Origin of the sequence: Bartonella sp. AP72JLCBS (assembly GCF_042195705.1) — a bacterium.
Taxonomy (GTDB): Bacteria; Pseudomonadota; Alphaproteobacteria; order Rhizobiales; family Rhizobiaceae; genus Bartonella.
In genome coordinates this window covers 229,295-255,625 of sequence record NZ_JBHIOU010000001.1, presented here as the reverse complement: position 1 = coordinate 255,625, position 26,331 = coordinate 229,295, and the positions used below count along the sequence as shown (strand labels likewise).

Genomic DNA, 26,331 nt, shown 5'->3' with positions numbered 1-26,331 from the left:
ACGGGAAATATTATGAAAAAAATTTCTTTTACTAAACAATTTTTCATTACTTTAAGTGTGCTCCTCCTCGGTTCAATTAATGCATTAGCAAGTTCTTTAGTCATTGAAGTACCAGATGATCCAGAACCAACAACAGAGACCGTCTCCTATCAATGCGATATGGGAACAAGCAAAGAGTATGTTGAAGCAACTTATTATAATGCTGGCAATATTGCGCTTGTTGATTTAAAATGGAACGGTAAGCGCATCGTTGGTTCTAATGTAATTGCCGCTTCTGGAGGAAAATATGTGGGTGGACAATACATTTGGTGGATAACTAAAAATGAAGCCATATTCTACGATCTTATTAATGATCCAAAAGAAGAAAAGCCCATCCACTGTGTAGAAGAAAAAAGCACAGAATAAGGAAGATTCTTACATTTCAAGAACCGCGCTGGCTCTCATCTCGTGATGTTCCTTCTGATGTGGGTAGCTTTTCCTCCGTTTGGTGTAATAAAAGAGCCAGCGGTTTTTCTGATTGTTTTTCTGAATGATGTCGATAAGCTGCTGTATGTGAAAGCAACATAGAAGCTACCGGTGCTGTTAAAAACAAAAAAAACATCAGCAACACTTCATGAAAAACAAAATAATGGTCCACAAATATTGAATAAAGAAATGAAGAAATAAGAATACTACCAACGCCCCAACTCGTACATACTGAAAGCATATGCAAACGCTTATAAAAATTGGAAAAACGCACCAAACCTATCGTTGCGATCAATGTCAATCCAGACCCTAATATTAAGAAAACTGTGATAGCAATAGCAACCACAAGCGATATATCATCTTTCATTCAATAATCTCCCCCCGCATAAGAAATTTCGCCAAAGCGATGCTTGAGACAGATCCCAACAATCCAATAATGAGAGCTGCGACAAAATAAGTGGTTGTTCCTGAACGAATATCGAATGTAAGAAACAAAAGAATAGTGGTTATATAAAGGGCATCTAAACCAACAATTCTATCCTGCGCCCGTGGACCACGAATCAACCGAAACAGCGCGAAAGTCACCGCTAAACTTAAAAAAAACTGTGAAAAGAAAAGCCCCCAATAAAGAATCACCATACTCATAAAAAAATCTCCAAAAGCAATTGCTCATACCGTTGTTTGATCAACTGTTTGTAATCATATCCATTTTTTAAATTTAAGACATGAAGCAAAAGTTCACCCTTTTTACTATTATAGGCAACCCAAGCAGTTCCAGGGGTTGCCGAAAGGATGCATGCTAAAATAGCCAAAGCAGTGCGATTATGAAGCAGAAGAGGTACTACAATAAAACCAGATTTCTGCACTCGAGACCTTTTTGTTAAAACAAACCAAGCCACCGAAACATTTGAGAATATAGAATCTATAAATACTCGAAAAACGAGACGAAAAACCGCACTCCAGCTTTTAATAACAACCTTCTCCGGCTCCAGAAGCCGTATCATCCAACCACAAAACAAAGCGGTTAAAATCCCTAAAAGCAATTGCCCTAAACTAAAACCATTTAAAATAAGCCACATAAGGACAATGACACCACTGAAAAAAGGGGAAGGACAAAAACAATTCATTTACTTATCTCCCTATTTTCGAGAGAAAAATCCGTTAAAACGCTCCCAATATAGTTTTGAGGTTCATACAAAGTCTTAGCAGTTTCAGACATATAATGACTAACAGGACTGGCTACAATTGTTATAAGAAAACACAAAGCAAGGAGAACGGCAATAGGCGCAAATTCTATCACTTGCACACGAGGAATACGCCCTTCAAGAGAAACCCAAAAAGTTCGGATACCCGTTCGTGTCAATGCAATCAAAGCCGCAAAACCAGAGAGAGTGACAAAAACTACAAAAAGCCAATCTTGGTAAACCGGAAGAGAAGTAGAAAAATCCTCTCTACTGTGGTTTAAAATTGCCATGAACATCATAAATTTAGCAACAAAACCAGAAAAAGGCGGCAATCCAATAATCAAAATGGCACAGATACCAAAACAAGCTCCAAGAATTGCCAAGGTTACTGGAAAATAGATGCCAACTTCATCTTCTTCCTCCTCTTCATCGTCACCATACACCTCCATTGTGACAGCAAGAACATTAGCAGCCACATCTTGACAGCGTTCTACCAACTCTACCAAAAGAAAAAAAGCTCCCAGTGCTAAAGTTGAAGAAACAATATAAAAAAGTGCGCCTGCTGTCAGTGCTGCATTGCCTATCCCGATCGCAGCCAACAATGTGCCAGAAGAGACAAGAACGCTATAAGCTGCCAAACGCACCAAAACTTGGCTCGCCAATACTCCAATAAAACCAATAATCATAGTGGCAAGCCCACCATAAAACAAAACCGTATGACCAAAATGGTTAAAATATTCACTTTCAGAACCAAACCATAGCAACGTTAAACGTAAAATAATATAAATACCAACCTTGCTCAAAAGTGCAAAAGAAGCTCCAACAGGCGCTGCTGCTGCACTGTAAGTTGGCACCAACCAAAAATTAAGCGGCCACATACCCGCTTTAAGCAAAAAAGCAATACCTAAAAGTGCAACACCTATTTCGAACAAAACAATATCTGTAGAAGATATATATTTTATTTTAACAGCCAAATCGGCCATATTAAGAGTACCAACGACTCCATAAATGAGCGCTATACCAACTAAAAAAAATAATGAAGCAACAAGATTAACCACAACATAATGCAACCCTGCACGCACGCGTGTCTGACCAGAACCATGCAAAGCAAGCCCATAGGAAGCCGTTAACATAACTTCAAAAAACACAAATAAATTAAATAAATCGCCAGTCAAAAAAGCACCATTTATCCCCACCATAAAAAATTGCATTAGTGACTGAAAATGAGAACCAGCTTTGTACCAATGAGCCCGCGCAAAAACCAACACGCTAGTCACCAACAAGCTGGAAAGTAAAAGCATCATAGCGCTTAAGCGATCAAGGACTAAAACAATTCCAAAAGAAGACGGCCAATTACCAAGTCGATAAACATCGCAAGCCGGTGCTATTTCAAGAGTACGTATAATCAATAAAATGGCAGTAACGACCAACAGTCCCGCAGAAGAAAGACTGATGAATGATTTAAGTCTTGCACGACGTTCATCATAAAAAAGAAGAAGTGCTCCAGTGATTAACGGCAAAAGAATAGGCAAAATAAGGAGATGATGCACTCCTATTTCCATTATTGCACCTCACGTCCATCAACGTGATCAGAACCCGTTAAACCACGTGAAACCAACAAGATAACTAAAAATAAAGCTGTTGTTGCAAAACCAATCACAATCGCAGTTAAAACCAAGGCTTGTGGAAGAGGATCGACATAATTAGCTGGATTAATAACAGTGGTAGGATCAACAATTGGAGCAGCATTACTACGCGGTCTACTCATTGAAAATATAAAAAGATTAACACCATAGGAGATCAAGGACAAACCAAGAATGACTTGAAAAGTACGTGGACGCAAAACAAGCCAAATACCTGATCCGACAAAAACACCGATACCCAAAGAAAGAACAATTTCCATTAATTTTCCTTCTCTTTTAAAATAGGTTTCTTACCGATTCGGTAACTCCGAATTGACTGGTGTGCAAGTGCAATTAAAATGAGAACAGTTGCTCCTAACACAAGAGAAAGCACACCAAAATCAAACAAAAAAGCAGATGCCATGGGAACTTTCCCAATTAACGGAAGATGAATATATCGAAAAAAGGATGTTAAAAAAGGATATCCAAAAAACCAAGAGCCCATCCCCGTTACGACTGACAATAATAAACCAAAGCCTATCCAACGCAAAGGTAAAACTCTCAAATGCGTTTCCACCCACCGAATATCGCGTGCAAGATATTGTAAAATAAATCCTATAGCCAAAGTAATACCACCGACAAATCCACCTCCTGGCAGATCATGCCCTCGCATTAATAAATAAATAGCAAAAGCGATAATAATTGGAAAGAGCCAACCCATAATAACAGCAGGAACAGCTAAATAATTCAATACTGTATCTCCCACATTTCGATTAGGCTGTGCTATATCAAAGGCTTTCTGGATACGTTGTTGAAAAGGCGCATCAATACTCTCAGGCGCAGGACGAAAACGTCGTAAGAGTGCAAAAACAGTAAGGGAAACAACACCCAAAACCACAATTTCTCCCATGGTATCAAAACCACGGAAATCAACCAATAACACATTCACAACATTGCGACCACCAGCATCTGAGTAAGCATGCGTTAGAAAAAAATCAGAAATCGTTGTACCTTGGGGACGTGTCATCACTGCAAAAGAAAGCCATGCTACACCAGCACCTCCTACAAAGGATATGATGAAATCACGGAAACGACGCAAGCGAACCCAAAAATGAACAGCAGCTGGCCCAGGGTCATGCAAACGTTTAGGCAACCACCGTAAACCAAGCAATAATAAAACGACTGTAACAACCTCAACAACCAATTGTGTTATTGCTAAATCAGGAGCAGAAAGCCATAAAAAGGTTGCACAAGTCATCAAACCAGCTCCCCCTAAAAGCATAAGTGAAGCAAGACGATGAAACTTTGCTCGCCAAGCAACTAAAAGCGCACATAATCCGCCAACCAGCCAAAGAGCGAGAAAAGGAATATCAAGTGGAAAAAGCGGTAATGTCCCCACTGGAATGAAACCATCGCACCAAAGTAAAAGACCAACAAAGGCAAAACAGACCCAAAAAATCCAATGCAATTGGATCTGCAAACGGCGTGTTGACAAAGCAGACTCCACCGCACGGGCCCATTTCCAAGAAATAATTACGAGAATGCGTTCAAAAATACGCGGTCCTTTTAAGTGACGGAAAAAAGGAGCCCCATCATCACAGGATAAAAAATAACGATGCCCAACAGCATAGAGCAATCCGCCCCCTAATAATGCAACAAAGCTCATCACTAATGGAGTGTTAAACCCATGCCAAACAGCCAAACTATAAGGAATTGTCATTGGTCCTAAAACAGACACGACCGCATTATCTAAAATAGGTCCTATTGTTAAATTAGGAAAAATACCAACCGCTAAACAAATAAACACCAAAAGCTCCATTGGTAAACGCATGAAATGCGGTGGTTCATGGGGAGTCTTGGGTAAATTGTCAGGCTTTGGTCCTAAAAAAACGCCATGAATAAAGCGTATAGAATAGGTCACACTAAACAGACTAGCTAGCGTTGCCACATAAGGCGCAATCCAATCGAGCCATGATTCCATATGCGTTTCAACAGCTTCAGCAAAAAACATCTCTTTCGATAAAAAACCATTCAACAAAGGAACCCCAGCCATCGCTGCACTCGCAACTAAAGCAAGAGTTGCTGTGATAGGCATAGAACGATAAAGCCCTGACAGTTTACGCATATCACGTGTTCCCGTCTCGTGATCAATAATGCCAGCAGCCATAAATAAAGAAGCTTTAAAAGTAGCATGATTGGCCATATGAAAGATCGCCGCAACACAAGCAAGTGGACTACCAAGACTTAAAAGTGTTGTAATTAATCCAAGATGACTAATAGTCGAGTAAGCAAGTAGTCCTTTCAAGTCTTGCTGAAACATGGAAAAATAGGCACCTAGAAGAAGAGTTGAGAGTCCTGAAAAGCCAACCAGCCAAAACCAAGATTCTGTTCCAGAGAGCACAGGCCATAAACGAACAAGCAAAAACAATCCCGCTTTTACCATTGTTGCCGAATGCAAATAAGCCGATACGGGAGTTGGAGCAGCCATCGCGTTAGGTAGCCAAAAATGAAAGGGAAATTGCGCGCTTTTTGTTAACCCTCCCAATAAAATACAAATAAGGATAGGACTATAAAGAGAACTTGACCGGATCATATCTCCAGACTGTAGCACCTTATCCAAATCAAAACTGCCAACAGTATACCCAATCAATAAAACTCCAATAAAAAGAGCAAAGCCGCCAAAACCTGTGATCGTTAGAGCCATACGCGCACCCTCACGCGCACTTGCATTATGGTACCAATAGCCGATCAGCAAAAAAGAAAAAATACTGGTAAGTTCCCAGAAAACAACCAAAAAGACGAGATTACCTGATAAAACTATTCCTATCATTGATCCCATAAAGGCCAAAAAAAAGGAAAAAAAACGCGGTACAGAATCCGCTGGATCTATGTAATAACGTGAATAAATGACAACAAGCAGCCCAATCCCTGTAATAAGCAAGCAAAAAAGCCATGACAAACCATCTATGCGGAGAATCAAATCGCTTCCCCATTCTGGAAGCCAAGAAATATCTAAACGCACTATGTGGTTTCCGCGAACTTCCGGATAAAGCATTATTGTAAAAATAAGACAGAAAAGTGCGACAACCCCAGCAAACCACGCTTCATTATTTTTTGCTGTCGAACGAAAAAAGCCAATGACAGCACTTCCACCAAAGGGAAGCAAAACGAGCAATACCAACATTGCTTCCCGTGTTGTCATTCTTTAAACTCCATTTTACCTTAATATTTTGTCATCGACAAAACAAAAACTTATATTCTCACCCCCCATTCCACACTTAATGATAATAAGATTTAATAAAACTTAAAAGCATTTAAATTTTTTTAAAAAAAACAATGCTTGCATGAAAATACTGCGCACCACACAAGTCTTCTCTTTATTGTAAGAACAATAACGCTCACGACAAGAAGCAATTAAAATTTTATTTAATTTCTATCCTTTAAAAAAGCGTGATAAACACTGCCTACGCCCCCCATGAAAAGGCTGAAAACTATTATCATTTTTATTATAAGAGCGATAACGCACACGGCAAGATTCAATATGTTGTTTAAGCATCCATGGCTCTTTTTTTTCTAATTTTTCCGAAGAAGACGTTAAAAACACTTTTTTAGCATCTGGTACAACTTTTAATGATGCGCCTTTTGTGCTTAAGTGCGGTGATGTAACAAATGCCACTTCAGGATACCACCAATTATCACTGTATTTACGATAACCACGCCGATAATGACGATAACCTTTGAAACCATTAAGTTCTCTACGCCCCGTAAAAATCAGAGGCACCGAACTATCTTGGACAGAAGTCTGAGTAACCAGTTTGGCTTTAGCGTCACTTCTATTTTGCCCCCAATTAACAAGAGTGGTTGTTATGATGAAAAAACTGCTAACAAATACAAAAGCTAAAGCATAATATAATTTTTTTTTCATACTCATAACAAAAAACTCAACATAATAAACAACAGTAATTACAGAAAGCCTTTCTCTTGCTAGACAGAAACAGATTCTTTTCTTAAGATTCTTTTTTCTTGAGACATTCTGTTACTCTTTGTACTAAACGTTGATCTTGGCAATAAGATCCTTCAAAAAAGAATGAATAAATGATGATAAAAACCCCCTATTATCTTATAGACAAATCGAAACTCATCAAAAACATGCAAACAATTTCTCATTTACGGGAAATGTCCGGAGCTAAAATTTTACTTGCTTTAAAATGTTTTGCCACATGGAGTGTTTTTGATTTAATGTCTGAGTTCATGGATGGAACCACATCATCATCCCTTTATGAACTACGTTTAGGAAGAGAAAAATTTGGCAAAGAAACCCATGCTTATTCAGTGGCTTGGGCAGATGATGAAATTGATGAAGCCTGTGGTTATGCAGATAAAATCATCTTTAATTCCATCCAACAGCTTCAACGCTTTTCTGATGCAACAAAAACCATTCAAAGAGGTTTAAGGTTAAACCCAGGAATGAGCGCATCAAATTTTGATCTTGCCAACCCCTCACGCCCTTTTAGCCGCTTAGGAGAAACAAACCAAAGCGCTATCAAAGAAATTCTGCCACTTATCAACGGATTGATGATCCATAACAATTGTGAAAATGCTGACTTTAATCTTTTTAACCAAATGCTTGGGTATATGGAAGAAAAATTTGCAGAACTTTTTTCTGCTGTTGACTGGATAAGCCTTGGCGGTGGAATCCATTTTACGGCTGAAAATTATCCTCTAGAAGCTTTCGCAAAACGCTTAAAACAATTTTCTAAAACTCATGGTGTCACTCTTTTTCTAGAACCAGGAGAAGCTGCTATTACCAAAAGCACCACATTAGAAGTCAGTGTTCTTGACACATTGTATAATGAAAAGAATCTAGCCATCGTTGATAGCTCAATTGAAGCACATATGCTTGATCTTCTCATTTATCGTGAAAATGCTAAATTAGAACCTAATCAAGGACCACACGAAATTATGATTTGTGGAAAATCTTGTCTTGCCGGCGATATTTTTGGAACATTTCAATTTCAAAAACCTCTTAAAATAGGCGATAGACTGTCTTTTCAAGATGCAGCAGGTTATACAATGGTCAAGAAAAACTGGTTTAATGGCGTTACAATGCCTGCTATTGTTCTCAAAGAGTGCGATGGTACATTAACACTTCAACGCCAATTCAGCTATAACGACTATCAGGAAAGCCTTTCATAAAGATAAACCATAAAAAACGTCATACAACAGTATTAAAAAGGAGATGGACCTACAATGAAAAAAAATGTTCTCATTATTGGTGCTGGAGGTGTTGCACAAGTTGTTGCACACAAATGTGCTCAAAACAATGATATTCTTGGTGAAATTCATATTGCGTCACGAACACTCAAAAAATGTGAAGCCATCATTGCTTCTATTAAAGAAAAAAACACAATGAAAGAGCAAAGTGTTCTCAAAAGCCATTCGCTCAATGCCATGAATGTAGAAGAAACTATAAAGCTCATCCAAAAGACCAAATGCGAAATTGTCATTAATGTTGGTTCTGCCTTTCTTAATATGTCTGTTCTTTCAGCTTGTATTGAAACCAAATGCGCTTATATCGATACCGCAATTCATGAAGACCCATTGAAAATTTGTGAAACACCTCCTTGGTATGGCAATTATGAATGGCCTCGACGTCAAGAATGTGAAAAAGCTGGTATAACCGCTATTTTAGGAGCAGGTTTTGACCCAGGTGTAGTGAATGCTTATGCAGCATTAGCGCGCGATGATTATTTTGATAAAATCACAGATATTGATATTATTGATATTAATGCCGGAAATCATGGACGTTGGTTTGCTACAAATTTTGATCCAGAAATTAACTTCCGTGAATTTACAGGACAAGTATGGTCATGGCAAAATAAAAAATGGACTTCCAATAAAATGTTTGAAATCAGCCATGAATGGGATCTTCCCGTTGTGGGAAAACAAAAAGCCTATATGACAGGACATGATGAAATTCATTCACTTTCCAAAAATCTTGATGTAGAGAATGTCCGTTTCTGGATGGGATTTGGTGATCGTTATATCACTGTTTTTACGGTTCTAAAAAATCTTGGTCTCTTATCTGAACAGCCCATTAAGACAGCAGAAGGACAAGAAGTCGTGCCCTTGAAAGTCGTAAAGGCCGTCTTACCCGACCCTTCTTCTCTCGCCCCAGACTACACAGGAAAAACCTGTATTGGAGATCTTATTAAAGGCGAAAAAGATGGACACCTGCGAGAAATTTTTATCTATAATATAGCCGATCACAAACAAGCTTTTCATGAAACTGGGGCACAAGGCATTTCCTATACGGCTGGCGTACCAGCAGCGGCAACAGCTCTTCTTATTGCCACAGGTGAATGGGATGTTAAAACTATGGTCAATGTGGAAGAATTACCACCCCACCCTTTCCTTAAATATCTTGATCATATGGGGCTTCCCACTTTTATAAGAGAACAACAAGAGGATAAAAAATTACAATTTTAATACCTATAGAAAGCATATGCTTGATTTTTTAAGTTATCACAAAACTGCCCAATGAAAACAAACTTAATATTCTCGTGTAATTATGGTTTTCAAAAAAATTTTAGCTATTCGTTATATTTTGGCAACATTGCGATTTCTTAACAACCCTAAAGAAGAGACATAGCATCTTTTTAAGACATAGCGAGCAATGATCAAGAAAAACAGAGAAGAAAAAACTAATTTAATCACACTGTATAACTTGTCATTATCATCAAAAAGATAGTGTCATAAACAAAAGATATAAAAATACCGCTCTTTTAAAGAAGAGCGGTATTTTGTAGAATATTCAATTCCTCGCCTCTTCATCTTAAATGACAAAGATCCTTAACCTACACCAATCATTAAACAATTCAATTTCTTTGAGTGAATTCCTTTTGACTTCCCTCTTCATATATAACGCTTTGATTTATAACAATAAATCATCATTTTCAACTTGATTCATAACGCTGAATACTGTAAAATTCTCTTAATCACAAACTCTCTCACATTGAAGTAATTAAAATCTTTTGTCTGCACATCACAAACAAAACGAGCGTGTGAGGTAAAATGATAAAAGCACAGAATGAAAATTCTCAAATAATAAAGAGCTTTAGCAATATTAAGAACTGAAAAAGTGTATTATAATGCCAGCGTGTACTTTTACTAAACATAAAGATGATGGTGCACAATAGGTCTTATAACAGTTTGAATGAATTTCATATATTTCAAGAGGAACTTTTACAGCTATACCATTCACGAACACCCTCGCGAAGTAGATTTGGGCACTTTGAGAGATGTTTTCTTAACACAAAGCACGCAGATAGGCTCAGAATCCTATCTTAAATATTTTATAACAGTATAAAAACTACCCCATATATAAAACTTTACATAGACTAAACACCACCGCTCTAAACGATAGTGCACAACAGAATAATCAATCAAAACTGCACAACAGATATCTAAAACAGTAATTATCGAAAAGCATACAACAAATGGAACATTTCAATACAATTGGTTATATTTTTTTAAAGTTTTAAAATGTTGTTGCATGCTTCACTAATATTTTCTGCCTCATGTGCCTTTTAAAATGTACTTTTTAAAAGCTTTTTAAATATGAAGTGGTTTAGCAAATGTTGCCAAAGCTGCCTCACGCACGGCTTCTGATAAGGTAGGATGTGCATGGCAACAACGTCCCAGATCTTCTGATGAACCACCAAATTCCATTAAAACTGCAATTTCATGGATCATTTCACCAGCACCAAATCCAAGAATATGCCCCCCTAATACCCGATCTGTTTTTTTATCAGAAAGGATTTTAACGAACCCATCACTCTTTTGCATTGCACGTGCACGACCATTGGCCATAAAAGGAAATTTGCCAACATTATATTCAATACCAGCAGTTTTTAGCTCTTCTTCTGTCCTTCCTACACTCGCAATTTCCGGCTGTGTATAAACAACACTAGGAATAACATCAAAATTAACATGCCCTTTTTGACCTGCCAAAATTTCTGCCACAGCAACGCCTTCTTCCTCTGCTTTATGTGCTAGCATTGGTCCTTTTACGACATCACCAATCGCATAAATTCCTGGAACATTCGTCTGCCAATGAGCATCAATTGCAATAAATCCGCGTTCATCTAACTGAACACCAGCCTCTTGTAATCCAAGCCCCTCTGTATAAGGAGAACGTCCAGTAGCAATAAGCACAACATCAGCCTCTAAAGTTTCAGATTCACCACCTTTGACAGATTCAAAGCTCACCTGAGCAGTTGAGCCAGATTGTGTAACAGCTGTTACCTTTGCACCCGTTTTATATTCAATCCCCTGTTTTTCCATTAATTTCTGAAATTGCCGTGAAACTTCACCATCCATTGAGCCCAAAACTTTATTAAGATACTCAATAATGGTCACCTTAGCACCTAAACGGCTCCAAACTGATCCAAGTTCTGAACCAATGACACCAGCACCTACTACAATCATATGCGTTGGTACTTTTTCAAGTGAAAGAGCTCCCGTAGAAGAAACAATAGTCTTTTCATCAATTTCAACATTCACCCCTGGAATGCCTGAACTCTCTGAACCGGTAGCAATAATAATATTTTTTGTCTCAATTGTTTGTTTATTACCATCTCTGGCAACAACTTCCACATGACCCGCACTCAAAATTTTGGCTGTCCCAAAAAAAGTATCAACTTTATTTTTTTTCATCAAAAAAGAAACACCACTCGTATTGGCTGTCACCACAGCTTTCTTATGAACCATCATTTGTTCAAGATTAAGCTTAGATTTACCAATAGAAATACCAAGCGTTTCAAAACCATGCTGGGTTTCAGAAAACACTTCTGAAGCATGCAGCAACGCTTTAGAAGGAATACAACCAACGTTGAGACATGTTCCTCCTAATGTTGTACGCTTTTCAATAATTGCTACTTTAAGTCCCAGTTGCGCCGCTTTTATTGCTGCTACATAACCACCTGGACCCGCTCCGATCACAGCCACATCATAAGACATCCGTTTCTCCTTTCATCCTGAAAACTGTATTTTACAAATCAAGAACAAGGCGTTCCGGATCTTCTAAGCTTTCCTTAACACGCACAAGGAAAGTCACAGCTTCTTGCCCATCCACAATACGGTGATCATAAGAAAGCGCTAAATACATCATGGGGCGGATCACAACTTGACCCTCAACAACCATTGCTCGCTCTTTAATCGCATGCATTCCCAAAATACCAGATTGTGGTGCATTCAAAATCGGTGTTGACATCAACGATCCATACACACCACCATTGGTAATGGTAAAAGTTCCGCCCTGCATATCAGAAACGGCTAATTTTCCATCACGCGCAAGACGCCCCAAACGACCAATCTCTTTTTCAATCTCTGCCAATGACATTTGATCTGCATCTCGCACCACTGGAACAACAAGCCCTTTATCCGTTCCAACAGCAATTCCAACATTGACATAGTTTTTGTAAACAATATCTGTCCCATCAATCTCTGCATTAACAGCAGGAAGTTCTTTTAATGCATGACAAACAGCCTTGGTAAAAAAACCCATAAAACCAAGCTTAACACCATGTTTCTTTTCAAAAAGATCCTTATAACGCTTGCGCAAATCCATCACCGCTGACATATCAACCTCATTAAATGTGGTTAACATTGCTGCTACATTTTGTGCATCTTTAAGACGGCGAGCAATTGTTTGACGCAATTTCGTCATACGAACCCGCTCTTCACGTGTTTCTTGGACAGGAGGTGCCGAAGAACTCGTCGCAGAAGAAGAGGGTGTAGGAGCATTTGTACTTTGTTTTAATCCATCAAGAACATCTTCTTTAAGAATTTGTCCACGTTTTCCAGAACCTGAAATATCGCTTTTTGCAACATTATTTTCAGCCATCAATTTTGCTGCTGAAGGAGAAGGAGGCATTGCACTGCTCAAAGCAGGCTTCTCCGATTCAGATGAAGCCGCTGGAACAAGTGTAGCAGAAGGTGAAAGTGATTGGGAAATACCAGCTTCTCCAGCTTTCACCACTCCTAAAAGAGCATTTACTTCAACCGTATCGCCTTCTTTTGCAATGATTTCAGATAATTTCCCAGCAACAGGAGAAGGAACTTCAACGGTTACCTTATCAGTTTCTAATTCAACCAAAGGCTCATCCATAGCGACAGCTTCGCCAAGTTTTTTAAACCATTTGCCAACCGTTGCTTCGGTAACCGATTCGCCCAAAGTAGGAACACGAATTTCAGTAGTCATAATATTTTTCCATACATCAGAGTAGTAATAAATTAAGAACCTAACGCGTCTTTAAGAAACGCAGCCAGTTGTTCAAGGTGTTTCACCATTAACCCAGAGGCCGGTGACGCACTCGCAGGACGTCCTGCATAACGAGCACGTGAATATTGCGCATTAATATGCGTCAAAACCCATTCCAAATAAGGCTCAATAAATGACCAAGCCCCCATGTTTTTTGGTTCCTCTTGGCACCAAAAAACTTCCGCCTGCAAAAAGCGCGATAATACATTCACCAAAACTTTTGCAGGGAAAGGATAAAGCTGTTCAACACGAAGGAGGTAAACATCATCAATACCCCTTTTTTCACGTTCTTCATAAAGGTCGTAATAAACCTTACCAGTACAAAGAACGACACGGCGAATCTTATTATCTTTTTGCAACTTAATGACAGAATCTTTGAGACATTCTGCATCATCAAGCAACACACGACAAAAACTTGTTTCTGGCCCCATTTCATTGAGAAAAGAAACAGCTCGCTTATGACGTAAAAGTGATTTCGGTGTCATCAAAATCAATGGCTTCCGGAAATCACGCTTAATTTGTCGACGCAAAATATGAAAATAATTTGCAGGGGTTGTACAATTAGCAACCTGCATATTATCTTCCGCACAAAGTTGAAGAAACCGTTCTAAACGTGCAGAAGAATGCTCCGGCCCTTGCCCTTCAAAACCATGAGGCAATAAACACACAAGACCAGACATACGAAGCCACTTACGCTCTGCGGATGAAATAAATTGATCAAAAATGACCTGTGCACCATTAGAGAAATCACCAAATTGTGCTTCCCAAAGTGTTAATCCTCGTGGTTCAGCAAGAGAATATCCATATTCAAAACCAAGAACAGCTTCTTCAGAAAGCATAGAATTAACAACGTCATAAAGCGCTTGCCCCTTTTGTAAATGATTCAAAGGAATATAACGCGCCTCATTTTCTTGGTCATAAAGAACGGAATGACGTTGTGAAAAAGTTCCCCGCTCAACATCTTCACCGGAAAGACGAACCGGTGCACCTTCCAAACAAAGTGAACCAAAAGCTAAAGCTTCAGCGGTTGCCCAGTCAACACCCTCACCGGTTTCAAAAATTTTAGCACGATTATTTAAAAAACGTTGAATGGTTTTGTGAACGTGAAAATTCGCCGGAATTTCAACAATTTTCTGACCAATTTCCTTTAAAGTTTTTAATTCAACACCGGTTGCTCTAGAATGCTGCTCATCAGAACTACTAAAAGCTTTGAGTCCCGTCCAGCTTCCATCAAGCCAATCAGCCTTATTAGGTTTATAAGAAGCACTTGCTTCAAGTTCACCTTCAAGCTTATCGCGCCATAATTTTTTTTGTTGCTCAATTTCTTCTGAAGTAACCATTCCTTCTGCTACCAATCGGTCACTATAAAGTTGAAGTGTTGTTTTATGATTACGTATTGCTTTATACATAAGCGGCTGCGTAAAGGAAGGTTCATCACCTTCATTATGCCCATAACGGCGATAACAAAACATATCAATAACCACTGGTTTATGGAAAATTTGGCGAAACTCTGTTGCTATTTTGGCAACAAAAACAACTGCCTCAGGATCATCACCATTCACATGGAAAATTGGTGCGTCAATCATTTTTGCGACATCTGATGGATAAGGCGAAGAACGTGAAAAACGTGGAGATGTTGTAAAACCAATCTGGTTATTGATAATAACATGAAGTGAGCCTGCAACACGATAACCTTTAAGACCTGAAAGACCAAAAGTTTCTTGGATAACGCCTTGTCCTGCAAAAGCGGCATCACCATGAATAAGCAATGGCATCACTTTTGAACGCTCACTTAATGGGAGTAAATCAGTATGCGCAGGTCCCATAAGTTGATCTTGTTTAGCACGTGCTTTTCCCATAACAACCGGATCAACAATCTCAAGATGAGATGGATTCGCCAACAGTGATAAATGAACTTTTTTACCATCAAAGTCCAGATCAGCGGTAGTTCCCAAATGATATTTGACATCACCGGATCCCTCCACATCATCAGGCTTGTAAGATCCCCCTTTGAATTCATGAAAAATAGCCCTATGCGGTTTGGCAAGAACTTGTGAAAGAACATTTAAACGACCACGATGTGCCATTCCTAAAATAACTTCCCTAACCCCCAAAGCACTACCACATTTGATAATCTGTTCAAGAGCGGGAATCAGCGCCTCACCACCATCGAGTCCAAAACGCTTTGTACCTTTATATTTAGTGTCTAAAAACTGTTCGAATCCCTCTGCCTGAATAAGCTTATTCAGAATAGCTTTCTTGTCTTGTTGTGTGAAAGAATTTTTTTTATCTCGCCCTTCAATGCGTTCTTGAAGCCATACTTTCTGAACCGGATCAGAAACATGCATATATTCCACACCGATTGTTGAACAATAGGTACGATTGAGAATCTCAAGCATTTGCGGAATAGTTGCATATTCCAACCCTAAAACATTATCAATAAAAATGAGACGCTCGTAATCAGCTGGAGTAAAACCATAAGCTTCTGGAGAAAGTTCCTTGTAATCTTCTTGTTTTTCAGCCAATTGAAGAGGGTCAAGTTGCGCATGAAGATGTCCCCGTTCTCGAAACGCACGAATCATCATAATTGCATGAACGGAATCACGTGTTGCACGAATAATATCTTGTTCACTGGAAGTTTTTCCCTTTTGTGCAGCACCTGTTATTGCTTTTTCCTTTAATTTATCGCCAAAATATTTTTCAAGAGAAGACCAATCACCATCAAGAGCAGAAATCAATTCACCCTCTGCTTTTAATGGCCAATGATCACGCTGCCATGTTGCTCCTTCAGCATTTTTAAGAACATCTTCTTTATTATCATGAAGTCCTTCAAAAAAAGCACGCCACTGTGAATCAACACTGGTAGGATCTTTTTCATATTGAGCATAAAGTTGATCTATATAATCCGCATTCCCACCATAAAGAAATGATGTCTGTGCAAAAAGGCTATTTATTTCGTCCTGCCTTGCCATATACTTCTCCGGAACATTTATTCCGTCTCCTTATATCTCTTTTTGACCTTTAAATGCTTACAAACAAGCAGTGATTCGAACATTCAAAAAAGTTTTACCTTTTTATACTCAAGCTTTTTCACCTGAATCTAAGAACCTTTTCTTATTCAGGTGAAACTTTCTTTTAGCCTTTCAAAACTGACATCAAAGTCTTACCTATCTGTGATGGCGAAGAAGATACACGAATCCCTGCTGATTCCATTGCCGCAATTTTATCTTCTGCTCCACCTTTACCACCAGAAATAACAGCACCAGCATGTCCCATTGTACGTCCTGGAGGAGCCGTACGGCCAGCAATAAAGCCAACAACTGGCTTTTTACGACCTTTTCTTGCTTCATCTTGCAAAAACTGTGCTGCTTCTTCTTCAGCAGAACCACCAATCTCACCAATCATAACAATAGACTCGGTTTCATCATCCGCTAAAAACATTTCCAACACATCAATAAATTCAGTGCCCTTAACAGGATCGCCACCAATCCCTATAGCAGTTGTTTGTCCGAGACCTTCCTGACTCGTTTGAAAAACGGCTTCATAAGTTAAAGTTCCCGACCTCGAGACAACCCCAACAGAACCTTTTCTAAAAATAGAACCAGGCATAATACCAATTTTACATTCATTTGGAGTAAGAATACCGGGACAATTAGGACCAATAAGACGAGACTTTGAGTTTTCTAATCGCGCCTTCACTTTAACCATATCCATAACGGGAATACCTTCCGTAATACAGATAATTAAACGAACTTCAGCTTCTATAGCCTCTATAATAGCTGCCGCAGCCCCTGCAGGAGGAACATAAATAACGGAAGCATCTGCACCTGTTTTTTCTTTTGCTTCTGCAACATTAGCGAAAATAGGAAGAGTTTCGCCTTTTGAACCTTCCCATGTTTCTCCACCCTTTTTAGGATTAACGCCACCAACCATTTGCGTACCATGATAAGCAAGCGCCTGTTCTGTATGAAATGTTCCTGTTTTTCCTGTAAGCCCTTGAACGAGAACTTTTGTCTCTTTATTCACAAGAATTGACATAGCTTAAGCTCCCTTCACGGCTGCAACAATTTTTTGGGCAGCATCATCTAAATCATCAGCAGGAATAACATTCAAACCACTCTCATTGATAATTGCTTTACCTTGCTCAACATTAGTACCTTCAAGACGAACAACCAAGGGAACCTTTAAACCAACCTCACGAACAGCAGCAACCACACCTTCAGCAATGACATCACAACGCATAATACCACCAAAAATGTTAACCAAAATGCCCTTAACATTTGGATCGGCCGTAATAATTTTAAAAGCAGCTGTCACCTTTTCTTTTGATGCTCCACCACCAACATCCAAAAAATTCGCTGGCTCTGCTCCATAAAGCTTAATGATATCCATTGTTGCCATAGCAAGCCCAGCACCATTAACCATGCAACCAATCGTACCCTCAAGAGCAACATAAGCAAGATCATGCTTTGATGCTTCTATTTCCTTTGGATCTTCTTCTGAAAGATCGCGCAATTCTAAAATATCTGGATGACGAAACAGAGCATTATTATCAAAAGAAACTTTCGCATCAAGAACACGCAAGTGACCATCTTTCATCACAATAAGCGGATTGATTTCTAAAAGGCTCATATCTTTTTCACAAAATGCCTTATAGAGAATCGGAAAAAGCTTTTCACCATCTTCTCGCGCACTGCTTTGTAGTTTCAACGCATCACAAAGTCTTGCACAATCAGCAGAAGTAACACCCTCTACAGCATCAATGGGAAGCGTGAATATTTTTTCTGGTGTCTCTTCAGCAACCGTTTCAATATCCATTCCACCTTCTGTTGAAACAACAAAAGCAATTCGACCAACGCTACGATCAACCAAAAGTGAAAGATAAAGCTCCCGTTCAATATCGGCACCATCTTCAATATAAAGGCGGTTGACCTGCTTACCCTCTGGACCAGTTTGTTTGGTTACCAAAGTTTTTCCAAGCATTTCTTGAACATTTGCAACAACTTCTTCAACAGATTGTGCAAGCCGAACACCACCCTTTGCATCAGGACCAAGTTCTTTAAACTTACCCTTACCACGACCACCAGCGTGTATCTGACTTTTAACCACATAGAGAGGTCCGGGCAATTTTTCCGCCCATTTTTCAGCTTGCTCTACAGAATAAACAGCGACACCATTTGCAATTGGTGCTCCATATTCATGAAGCAGACGTTTGGCCTGATACTCATGGATATTCATGCATTTGTCCTTTTCTTTTATGGATCTTATTAATCCTAAAGTTTTAATATTCTAAATACTTATTTTAATGAATTAAATCTTGTTCAATTTACTTGAGACTAGGTACAAGAGCAATACAAGCTTCACAAAGCTTTTTAACCGCATTTACTGAATGATCAAAAGCACCTCTTTCTTCTTTATCAAGATCAATTTCAATGACTCGTTCAACACCACCTGCACCAAGTACAACAGGTACCCCAACATAGGTATCATTAACCCCATATTCTCCTGAAAGATAAGCTGCAACAGGCACAACACGCTTAGTATCCTTTAGGTAGGCCTCAGCCATAGAAACAGCAGAAGCTGCTGGTGCATAATAAGCAGAACCTGTTTTTAACAAACCAACAATTTCTGCACCGCCATCACGGGTACGCTGGATAATTTGATCAATTCTTCCCTGTGTTGTCCAGCCCATCTTTATAAGATCAGGCAAAGAAATACCACCAACCGTTGAATAACGCACGAGAGGAACCATTGTATCACCGTGGCCCCCTAAAACAAACGCTGTCACATCTTTAATAGAGACCTTAAATTCCTCAGATAAGAAATGACGAAAACGCGCTGAATCAAGAACACCAGCCATACCAACCACTTTATGTGTAGGGAGACCTGAAAATTTCTGCAATGCCCACACCATCGCATCAAGGGGATTGGTAATACAAATAACAAACGCTGAAGAAGCGTATTTTTTAATTCCAGCTCCAACTTGTTCCATAACCTTTAAATTAATGCCCAAAAGTTCATCACGACTCATACCAGGTTTTCGCGCAACGCCTGCTGTTACAATAACAACATCAGCACCTTCAATTGCTTCATAAGCATTAGCACCTTTTAGACTGATATCAAAACCATCAACAGGAGAAGATTCGGCTATATCTAGAGCCTTACCTTGTGGCACACCTTCTGTAATATCAAATAAGACCACATCAGCAAGCTCTTTAAGCCCAATAATATGTGCTAAAGTACCACCAATCATACCTGAACCAATGAGAGCTATTTTTTTCCGTGCCATTTTATTTTTTCCTAACTTTTAGATAATTCAGCGCACACCCAATCAACGTCCGTATACTGAATATTTTTGACTTCAACCATATTCAAACAATATCATAAAAAGGAGTAAAGAAATGAAATTTACAAATTTATCTCCTTACAGAAACAACAACCCTCCGCTGAAACAACTATTAGAAAATTATCACGATGTATCGATAAAGTGAATTTTAAAAAAATACAACAGAATTATTATATTTCTTTAATTTCAAAAAGTTATTGTTTTGACAGTTTACGTAAAGGTAAAAGTATAATCAATGCTTCTTCTTCAAAAGAAAATGTTCTTCCCAAAGTTTTAAATAATCGTAGCTTTGCATTTCGAAAAGACGTGATTGTGTTCTTTGAAATTCAAATGTTTCCGTAATCTGCGCATGCCCTTTATACAAAGCCCCTATCCCTGCGGCTGCCGACATAAACAACCGTATGTGGCGCTCATAAAGAATATCAATAAGCAAAATAAACCGTTTTGTTTCATTGCGACATGTATCATCCATGACCGGTACATTATCAATAAAAATCGTATGATAACGCTTCCCTAATAACAAATATTCAGCCGCGGCCAAAGGCTTTTCACATAAATCCCCATAATCAAAACGAGCACATCCTGCACCAAAGCGCGGAATAGGAATAATGCGCCCTTTTATAGAAAGCTCATCAGATGTCTCCTTATGTCCTTGCAATACAAGTGTCCATGCTTGATCCATATATTCATTTGCCGGGACCCCCAACGGCGACACATACACCTGTTGTAGATTTGATTTTTCAAGGCGATAATCTGTTTTTGCATCAAGATTAACAACACGAACATATGCTTTCAAAACTTGAATAAAAGGCAAAAAGAGCTCACGATTCAAACCGTTACAATAAAGGTTATCCGGCGCCACATTTGAGGTTGCAATAAAGAAAATTCCTTTATCAAACAGAGCAGAAATAAGCCGCCCCAATACCATAGCATCAGCAATATCCGTTACACTAAACTCATCAAAACAAAGTACTTTTGCTTCTCGTACAAGATCCTCAGCAACAGCTAAAATAGGATTATCTTGTTTAAATTTTGCACACCCAGATGCTTGACGATAAAAATTAATACGCTCATGCACATCAGCCATAAAATCATTAAAATGGGCACGCTTTTTATGACCTTTAGGCAAACAAGAAAAGAACAAATCCATCAGCATGGTTTTGCCCCGTCCTACTTCACCATAAATATACAGTCCCTGAAAAAAACCTGTTTCATCTCCTTGTTTTACAACACAAGAAATATTTTGTTTTTTCCTTTTAAATATTCTGTTAAAGAAAGAGCAAAATATCCAAGGCAAAGGATGAGAGATATTTTGTTCCGCAATTTTTTTTAATAAATGATCAAAATATTCTGTTATAGCTAATTGAGCGGGATCAAAACAAACCTCTCCTTTAGCGACAAGCTCCTTATAACGTGTTGAAACGAGAATCATCCAAAAAACCTTTTTCAAACCGATCTCAATGAAAAATACAAATACTTTTCAAGAATCTGTCCGTCTAGTTTAGTTTGTCATAAACGATCAAAAATGATTTAACGACTTAAAATAACGGGATGATCATCAAGTGTACGTCCCTCAAAACGATCAACATTTGAAGAATAAAGAACGAGGATAACACGTCCAGAGTTATTATAAAAATATAATCTTTTTCCTTTAACAGCCCACGATCTCACTTGGGAAGCAATTCCTGGACAGTGTAAAGGACCAGCACGGTACCCTTGTCCAAACTTTGTTTGTGGAGTTGCAATCCGGCAAACTTTTCCTCCCATAGAAAGATTCCACACCCCAGCAACACTTGCAGGAAATAAATCAGTGGCATTACTTGGCAATTCGAGACTAGCCATTCGTCCATCGCTCTGAGAATCTCCTTTTTCATACATCGGAGCGTTTGCATCTTCAGATATCGACGAAGAAGTAGACGACAGATCAGACGCTTCTAATATTGTCATTTGTTGAGATGGATAAAAAACTTCTAATGCGTTACCATCGTCATTACCATCAAACCGTGTTGTTGAACATCCCCCTAAAAACATTACAGTTGATAGTGCAACGAAAAACGAAACTTTTGAAAACGCCATGTCTGTACTCTCTCCCACGACAATAAATAAGTTCACAAAAAAATTAAGCGAATATTTGTTATAGTTACAAAGATAAATTAACAAATTAAAAAAAACAGGTTAAAATCACTTATTTTAAAAGAAATAATTTATGTGCCCAATTTTATATTTATTAAACACTAGAAATTTATAATATTTTCAGTCATATATCTTTTTATAAGTAATCATTAGAAATAGAGAAGTTTCATGAAAACGCCATTTAGCAAAATGGACGGTCTTGGAAATCAAATTATTGTTGTTGATATGCGTGAAAGCACATACGCTCTTACACCACAAGCAATCCTTGCTTTGTCGGCAGATCCTGAAATGCATTTTGATCAAATCATGGCTATCCACACACCAACCCAGAAAAAAACCGACTTCCGCATAGAAATATGGAATGCCGACGGATCAATGGCTAAAGCTTGTGGCAATGGTACCCGCTGTGTCATCGCATGGCTTAAAGATCACAATTTTGGTGAAAAATTTCATTTAGAAACTCCCGCTGGAATTATTGAAGGAAAATACCAAACCGATAATCTCATTTCTGTTGATATGGGATGCCCAAATTTCAATGCAAAAGAGATGCCTGTTTCACGTGAAATAGTTGATACCAATCACGTAGAAATTATGGCTGGTCCCCTAAAAGACGCTTGTCTCATATCCATTGGCAATCTCCATGCTATCTTTTTTGTTGAAAATGATATTCAACATATTCCATTAGAAAAATATGGGCCAAAACTTGAACATGATCCCCTGTTTCCCGAACGGTGCAATATTTCCATTGCTTGCATAACGTCAAAGAAAAGTCTAAATTTACGTACATGGGAGCGAGGGGCAGGATTAACACAAGCATGTGGGAGTGCTGCTTGTGCAAGTGCAGTGGCTGCTTATCGTCGTGGACTTACAGAGCGCCATGTTGATGTAAATTTACCAAAGGGAACACTTAATATTTTTTACCGAAAAGACGATCATATTATCATGACAGGACCAATTAAATATCACTTTAGTGGTTTTTTAAGCCCTTTAACAGGGTGCTACAAAAAGGATCACTCCTGATGGCAATAGAAATTGTAACTTTTGGTTGTCGACTTAATAGCTACGAATCGGAAATCATTCGCAAAGAAAGTACTTCTTCAGGGCTAGATCAACTTAAAGATGGTGCTATTATCTTTAATACCTGTGCTGTCACTGCCGAAGCCGTACGACAAGCAAAACAAGCTATCCGCAAAGCAAGACGTGAAAATCCTCATGCGCGTATCATTGTAACAGGGTGTGCAGCCCAAACAGAAGCACAAAATTTTGCCTCAATGACAGAAGTGGATCTTGTTTTAGGAAACGAAGATAAACTTCACGCTCATTCTTATCGTCAACTTCCTGATTTTGGTATTAATCATTCTGAAAAGGTGCATATCAATGACATTATGGAAGTACAAAAAATTGCTCCACATATGGTCGGTGCAATACAAGAGCGCACCCGCGCTTTTGTACAGGTACAAAACGGATGCGATCACCGCTGTACATTTTGCATTATTCCTTATGGACGAGGACCATCTCGTTCAGTTCCCATGGGTGCTGTCATAGAACAAATTAAAAAGCTGATAGGTGGGGGTATCCAAGAAGTGGTCCTTACAGGTGTTGACCTTACAAGTTATGGCCACGATCTTCCTGGAAAAGCTACTCTAGGAAAATTAACTTCAGCTATTTTGCATCATGTCCCTGACTTAGCCCGATTACGCCTCTCATCTATTGACTCTATTGAAGCAGACGAAGAACTCATAAATCTTTTAGCTTATGAAACAAGAATCATGCCCCATTTGCATTTATCTTTGCAAGCAGGTGATAATATGATTTTAAAACGGATGAAACGGCGTCATCTGCGCGAACATGCCATTCAATTTTGCCAAGAATTGCGTGCCAAACGTTCTACAATGGTTTATGGTGCCGACTTAATTGCTGGTTTTCCTACAGAAACAGAAGAGATGTTTCAAAATAGTCTTGCCTTAATCAAAGATTGTAATTTAACCCATCTCCATGTCTTCCCCTTTAGTCCAAGAGAAGGAACACCTGCCGCACGTATGCCACAAATCAACCGTAAAATAGTTAAGCTGCGTGCTGAAAAATTGCGTAAAGCAGGTGATATGGCTTACCAAAAGCATCTTGCTCATTTACAAAACAGTCTACAAACAATTCTCGTTGAAAAAGATGAAATCGGACGAACAGAAGATTATACTCTTGTACAAGTTAAAGGTGCAAAAGCAGGAACAATTGTTCAAGCCCTTATCGTTGATCATGATGGCGATAAATTGATTGCTGTCCCTCCAAAATTAAACGCTGCTTGAGCAGGAGAATTCTTATGACTAAATCTTTTATAAAAAAAATATTCTCTTTTAACAAATCTCAAGAGCAAGAAATTGAACAACAGATTTCTATTCCTGATAAAAGCGATATAATAGAAGAAAATAAAGACAAAAATGAAAAGACAAAAAATAATCAAATCTCTATAAACACAGAAAAAGAAGAACAAACAAAAAATCCAGAGTCAATACTTACAAAATATGATGAAAAATCTCCATTTCTAGAATCCCATTCTGATAAAATTCCCTTTTCTGGTAAAATTATTGTCACAGACAACATCCGTGAAAAAAAGAATGAAGAAATTTTATCTGAACCTTCTGTTGAACAAAAAAAGACAGCGTGGTTTGGGCGCCTTAAAAAAGGCCTATCCCTTTCTTCACAACGCCTAAGCGGATCAATTGGCGATCTCTTTGTTAAAAGAAAACTTGATGAAGATACATTGCAAGAGCTCGAAGATATTCTTATCCAAGCTGACATAGGTGTAGAGACGGCAACACGCATCACAAATACTTTAGCTTCCAGTCGTTACGGAAAAAACCTCTCCCCAGATGATATTCATACTATTGTAGCTGATGAGGTCAAAAAAGTTCTGGAACCTGTTGCAATACCATTAGAACTTGATCTCAGCCATAAACCTCATGTTATTTTGCTGGTAGGTGTAAATGGCACTGGAAAAACGACAACTATTGGAAAACTTTCAGCCAAATTAACAGAAGGGGGATTAAAAGTTATGCTGGCAGCAGGTGATACTTTCCGAGCCGCTGCTATTGAGCAACTACACATTTGGGGTGAACGTACCAATTCTCCTGTTATTTCGACAAAATTGGGTGCAGATGCCGCCAGCTTAGCATTTGATGCTTATGAAAAAGCAAAAAAAACAAACAGTGATGTATTAATTATTGATACAGCAGGGCGTTTACAAAATAAATCTGAATTAATGGATGAGTTGGCAAAAATTATTCGTGTTTTAAAAAAACACACCCCCCAAGCACCCCACACAATCCTTCAAACTCTTGATGCAACAACCGGACAAAATGCACTCAACCAAGTGGACATTTTCCGTGATATTGCTGGTGTTAATGGTTTAGTTATGACAAAGCTAGATGGGACTGCACGAGGAGGAATTCTTGTCGCTATCGCAGCAAAATATAAATTACCCGTTTATTTTATCGGTATAGGAGAAGATATTGAAGACCTTCAACCCTTTTCTGCTTCTGACTTTGCCGAAACTATTGCAGGAAAACACGCATGAAACAGCCTTTATCTAATCTTAATTTACACAATAATTCTGAAAAAAAGATGAATAACAATAAAAAAATTTCTCTCTCACCAACACTTAAGTTTCTTTTGGAAATGGGTCCATTGGTTGCCTTCTTTTTTGCCAATTATAAGGGAGAATGGCTGATAAAAAACATTGGATTTTTTCAAAATTTTAGTAAGCCTATTTTCCCTGCAACAGCTATTTTTATGGTGGCTATTATTATTTCCCTAAGCTTATCATGGATCCTTGCAAAACAAATTCCTATTATGCCTCTTATTTCAGGAATATTTGTTTTAGTTTTTGGCTTTCTAACTCTCTGGCTTCATAATGAAACTTTCATAAAAATGAAACCAACAATCATTAATAGCTTATTTGCTTTTATACTTTTTGGAGGGATGTTTTTTAAAAAACCACTTTTACGTTATGCTCTTGATTCTACCTTAAAACTTGATGATTTAGGTTGGCAAAAACTTACCTATCGTTGGGCGTTTTTTTTCATTTTTCTTGCCATTTTGAATGAAATAATTTGGCGTAATTTTAGCGATAATTTCTGGACAAGTTTCAAAGTATTTGGCGTCATGCCTATAACAGTCCTTTTCATGCTTACCCAAATGCCTATAATTATAAAACATTCAAAAGGACTTTTTACAGAAGAGGACAAATCTGATTCTTAAAAA

22 protein-coding genes are annotated in these 26,331 nt (G+C 38.4%); 7 read left to right on the top strand and 15 right to left on the bottom strand.

What is annotated here, in order from left to right:
• Positions 1-12: 12 nt before the first annotated feature.
• On the top strand, positions 13-405 hold the full coding sequence (locus tag ACFILO_RS00940) for an MliC family protein (RefSeq protein WP_375611316.1): 393 nt from the start codon (positions 13-15) through the stop codon (positions 403-405).
• Between the two features lie 16 nt (positions 406-421).
• Here the strand turns inward: ACFILO_RS00940 and mnhG are convergent, their stop codons facing one another.
• The 7 genes from mnhG to ACFILO_RS00905 form a co-directional block, all read right to left on the bottom strand.
• Complete coding sequence (gene mnhG, locus ACFILO_RS00935; protein ID WP_375611317.1) at positions 422-832, bottom strand: monovalent cation/H(+) antiporter subunit G; 411 nt, start codon at positions 830-832, stop codon at positions 422-424.
• A complete protein-coding gene (locus ACFILO_RS00930; RefSeq protein ID WP_375632098.1) occupies positions 829-1,110 on the bottom strand; it encodes a K+/H+ antiporter subunit F in 282 nt (93 codons plus the stop codon). Before ACFILO_RS00930 ends, mnhG begins: the two co-directional genes overlap by 4 nt.
• Entirely contained in the window at positions 1,107-1,592 is a 486-nt protein-coding gene (locus ACFILO_RS00925; RefSeq protein WP_375611318.1) for a Na+/H+ antiporter subunit E, read from the bottom strand. The genes ACFILO_RS00930 and ACFILO_RS00925 overlap by 4 nt, the downstream gene beginning before the upstream one ends.
• A complete protein-coding gene (locus ACFILO_RS00920; protein ID WP_375632099.1) occupies positions 1,589-3,211 on the bottom strand; it encodes a monovalent cation/H+ antiporter subunit D in 1,623 nt (540 codons plus the stop codon). The genes ACFILO_RS00925 and ACFILO_RS00920 overlap by 4 nt, the downstream gene beginning before the upstream one ends.
• Positions 3,211-3,552: a Na+/H+ antiporter subunit C gene (locus ACFILO_RS00915; RefSeq protein WP_273790150.1), complete on the bottom strand. Its 342-nt coding sequence runs from the start codon at positions 3,550-3,552 to the stop codon at positions 3,211-3,213. Before ACFILO_RS00915 ends, ACFILO_RS00920 begins: the two co-directional genes overlap by 1 nt.
• Positions 3,552-6,473, bottom strand: coding sequence for a monovalent cation/H+ antiporter subunit A (locus tag ACFILO_RS00910; RefSeq protein WP_375652367.1), 2,922 nt, complete (start codon positions 6,471-6,473; stop codon positions 3,552-3,554). Before ACFILO_RS00910 ends, ACFILO_RS00915 begins: the two co-directional genes overlap by 1 nt.
• 231 nt (positions 6,474-6,704) lie before the next feature.
• Complete coding sequence (locus tag ACFILO_RS00905) at positions 6,705-7,202, bottom strand: BA14K family protein (protein WP_375677710.1); 498 nt, start codon at positions 7,200-7,202, stop codon at positions 6,705-6,707.
• 167 nt (positions 7,203-7,369) lie between these two features.
• Here ACFILO_RS00905 and ACFILO_RS00900 point away from each other — a divergent pair, with 167 nt between their 5' ends.
• Both ACFILO_RS00900 and ACFILO_RS00895 read left to right on the top strand, forming a co-directional pair.
• Positions 7,370-8,467 carry a carboxynorspermidine decarboxylase gene (locus ACFILO_RS00900; RefSeq protein ID WP_375632168.1) on the top strand — a complete coding sequence of 366 codons (1,098 nt, stop codon included), beginning with the start codon at positions 7,370-7,372 and terminating at the stop codon, positions 8,465-8,467.
• Positions 8,468-8,521: 54 nt separating this feature from the next.
• Complete coding sequence (locus ACFILO_RS00895) at positions 8,522-9,760, top strand: saccharopine dehydrogenase NADP-binding domain-containing protein (protein WP_375632102.1); 1,239 nt, start codon at positions 8,522-8,524, stop codon at positions 9,758-9,760.
• A 1,125-nt stretch (positions 9,761-10,885) separates the two neighbouring features.
• On the opposite strand, the gene lpdA is transcribed toward ACFILO_RS00895, so the two are convergent.
• The 8 genes from lpdA to ACFILO_RS00855 all read right to left on the bottom strand — a co-directional run bounded on the left by lpdA (position 10,886) and on the right by ACFILO_RS00855 (position 22,017).
• On the bottom strand, positions 10,886-12,292 hold the full coding sequence (gene lpdA, locus ACFILO_RS00890; protein ID WP_375611323.1) for a dihydrolipoyl dehydrogenase: 1,407 nt from the start codon (positions 12,290-12,292) through the stop codon (positions 10,886-10,888).
• Positions 12,293-12,323: 31 nt separating this feature from the next.
• Positions 12,324-13,535: a 2-oxoglutarate dehydrogenase complex dihydrolipoyllysine-residue succinyltransferase gene (gene odhB / locus ACFILO_RS00885; RefSeq protein ID WP_375632104.1), complete on the bottom strand. Its 1,212-nt coding sequence runs from the start codon at positions 13,533-13,535 to the stop codon at positions 12,324-12,326.
• 32 nt (positions 13,536-13,567) lie between these two features.
• A complete protein-coding gene (locus tag ACFILO_RS00880; RefSeq protein ID WP_375677709.1) occupies positions 13,568-16,567 on the bottom strand; it encodes a 2-oxoglutarate dehydrogenase E1 component in 3,000 nt (999 codons plus the stop codon).
• Positions 16,568-16,730: 163 nt separating this feature from the next.
• The gene (gene sucD, locus ACFILO_RS00875; protein ID WP_375612754.1) at positions 16,731-17,633 is read right to left on the bottom strand and encodes a succinate--CoA ligase subunit alpha; all 903 of its coding nucleotides are present in this window, start codon (positions 17,631-17,633) and stop codon (positions 16,731-16,733) included.
• Positions 17,634-17,636: 3 nt separating this feature from the next.
• Complete coding sequence (gene sucC / locus ACFILO_RS00870) at positions 17,637-18,833, bottom strand: ADP-forming succinate--CoA ligase subunit beta (protein ID WP_375612755.1); 1,197 nt, start codon at positions 18,831-18,833, stop codon at positions 17,637-17,639.
• Positions 18,834-18,921: 88 nt separating this feature from the next.
• Complete coding sequence (mdh, locus tag ACFILO_RS00865; protein WP_375628541.1) at positions 18,922-19,884, bottom strand: malate dehydrogenase; 963 nt, start codon at positions 19,882-19,884, stop codon at positions 18,922-18,924.
• A gap of 289 nt (positions 19,885-20,173) precedes the next feature.
• Positions 20,174-21,373, bottom strand: a complete 1,200-nt coding sequence (gene zapE / locus ACFILO_RS00860) for a cell division protein ZapE (RefSeq protein ID WP_375677708.1) — start codon at positions 21,371-21,373, stop codon at positions 20,174-20,176.
• Between the two features lie 98 nt (positions 21,374-21,471).
• Positions 21,472-22,017 carry an AprI/Inh family metalloprotease inhibitor gene (locus ACFILO_RS00855; RefSeq protein ID WP_375620904.1) on the bottom strand — a complete coding sequence of 182 codons (546 nt, stop codon included), beginning with the start codon at positions 22,015-22,017 and terminating at the stop codon, positions 21,472-21,474.
• 225 nt (positions 22,018-22,242) lie between these two features.
• On the opposite strand from ACFILO_RS00855, the gene dapF reads away from it, so the two are divergent.
• From dapF to ACFILO_RS00835, 4 genes are read left to right on the top strand one after another with little or no spacing between them, the layout of a single operon-like run.
• Positions 22,243-23,094 (top strand): diaminopimelate epimerase, encoded by an 852-nt coding sequence (gene dapF / locus ACFILO_RS00850; RefSeq protein WP_375632108.1) that lies wholly within the window; start codon positions 22,243-22,245, stop codon positions 23,092-23,094.
• Positions 23,094-24,377, top strand: a complete 1,284-nt coding sequence (gene mtaB, locus ACFILO_RS00845) for a tRNA (N(6)-L-threonylcarbamoyladenosine(37)-C(2))-methylthiotransferase MtaB (protein ID WP_375677707.1) — start codon at positions 23,094-23,096, stop codon at positions 24,375-24,377. The genes dapF and mtaB overlap by 1 nt, the downstream gene beginning before the upstream one ends.
• Positions 24,378-24,391: 14 nt before the next feature.
• Entirely contained in the window at positions 24,392-25,645 is a 1,254-nt protein-coding gene (gene ftsY, locus ACFILO_RS00840; RefSeq protein ID WP_375611333.1) for a signal recognition particle-docking protein FtsY, read from the top strand.
• Positions 25,642-26,328 carry a septation protein A gene (locus ACFILO_RS00835; protein ID WP_375632110.1) on the top strand — a complete coding sequence of 229 codons (687 nt, stop codon included), beginning with the start codon at positions 25,642-25,644 and terminating at the stop codon, positions 26,326-26,328. The genes ftsY and ACFILO_RS00835 overlap by 4 nt, the downstream gene beginning before the upstream one ends.
• Positions 26,329-26,331: the final 3 nt, after the last annotated feature.

Coding starts and splice junctions, on each gene's coding strand:
- ACFILO_RS00925 (WP_375611318.1), bottom strand. CDS start 1,592: ATGAATTGTTTTTGTCCTTCCCCTTTTTTCAGTGGTGTCATTGTCCTT.
- lpdA (WP_375611323.1), bottom strand. CDS start 12,292: ATGTCTTATGATGTGGCTGTGATCGGAGCGGGTCCAGGTGGTTATGTA.
- ACFILO_RS00905 (WP_375677710.1), bottom strand. CDS start 7,202: ATGAGTATGAAAAAAAAATTATATTATGCTTTAGCTTTTGTATTTGTT.
- mdh (WP_375628541.1), bottom strand. CDS start 19,884: ATGGCACGGAAAAAAATAGCTCTCATTGGTTCAGGTATGATTGGTGGT.
- zapE (WP_375677708.1), bottom strand. CDS start 21,373: ATGATTCTCGTTTCAACACGTTATAAGGAGCTTGTCGCTAAAGGAGAG.
- ftsY (WP_375611333.1), top strand. CDS start 24,392: ATGACTAAATCTTTTATAAAAAAAATATTCTCTTTTAACAAATCTCAA.
- ACFILO_RS00930 (WP_375632098.1), bottom strand. CDS start 1,110: ATGAGTATGGTGATTCTTTATTGGGGGCTTTTCTTTTCACAGTTTTTT.
- sucD (WP_375612754.1), bottom strand. CDS start 17,633: ATGTCAATTCTTGTGAATAAAGAGACAAAAGTTCTCGTTCAAGGGCTT.
- ACFILO_RS00900 (WP_375632168.1), top strand. CDS start 7,370: ATGATAAAAACCCCCTATTATCTTATAGACAAATCGAAACTCATCAAA.
- odhB (WP_375632104.1), bottom strand. CDS start 13,535: ATGACTACTGAAATTCGTGTTCCTACTTTGGGCGAATCGGTTACCGAA.
- ACFILO_RS00910 (WP_375652367.1), bottom strand. CDS start 6,473: ATGACAACACGGGAAGCAATGTTGGTATTGCTCGTTTTGCTTCCCTTT.
- mtaB (WP_375677707.1), top strand. CDS start 23,094: ATGGCAATAGAAATTGTAACTTTTGGTTGTCGACTTAATAGCTACGAA.
- ACFILO_RS00915 (WP_273790150.1), bottom strand. CDS start 3,552: ATGGAAATTGTTCTTTCTTTGGGTATCGGTGTTTTTGTCGGATCAGGT.
- ACFILO_RS00895 (WP_375632102.1), top strand. CDS start 8,522: ATGAAAAAAAATGTTCTCATTATTGGTGCTGGAGGTGTTGCACAAGTT.
- ACFILO_RS00880 (WP_375677709.1), bottom strand. CDS start 16,567: ATGGCAAGGCAGGACGAAATAAATAGCCTTTTTGCACAGACATCATTT.
- ACFILO_RS00940 (WP_375611316.1), top strand. CDS start 13: ATGAAAAAAATTTCTTTTACTAAACAATTTTTCATTACTTTAAGTGTG.
- ACFILO_RS00855 (WP_375620904.1), bottom strand. CDS start 22,017: ATGGCGTTTTCAAAAGTTTCGTTTTTCGTTGCACTATCAACTGTAATG.
- sucC (WP_375612755.1), bottom strand. CDS start 18,833: ATGAATATCCATGAGTATCAGGCCAAACGTCTGCTTCATGAATATGGA.
- dapF (WP_375632108.1), top strand. CDS start 22,243: ATGAAAACGCCATTTAGCAAAATGGACGGTCTTGGAAATCAAATTATT.
- ACFILO_RS00920 (WP_375632099.1), bottom strand. CDS start 3,211: ATGGAAATAGGAGTGCATCATCTCCTTATTTTGCCTATTCTTTTGCCG.
- ACFILO_RS00835 (WP_375632110.1), top strand. CDS start 25,642: ATGAAACAGCCTTTATCTAATCTTAATTTACACAATAATTCTGAAAAA.
- mnhG (WP_375611317.1), bottom strand. CDS start 832: ATGAAAGATGATATATCGCTTGTGGTTGCTATTGCTATCACAGTTTTC.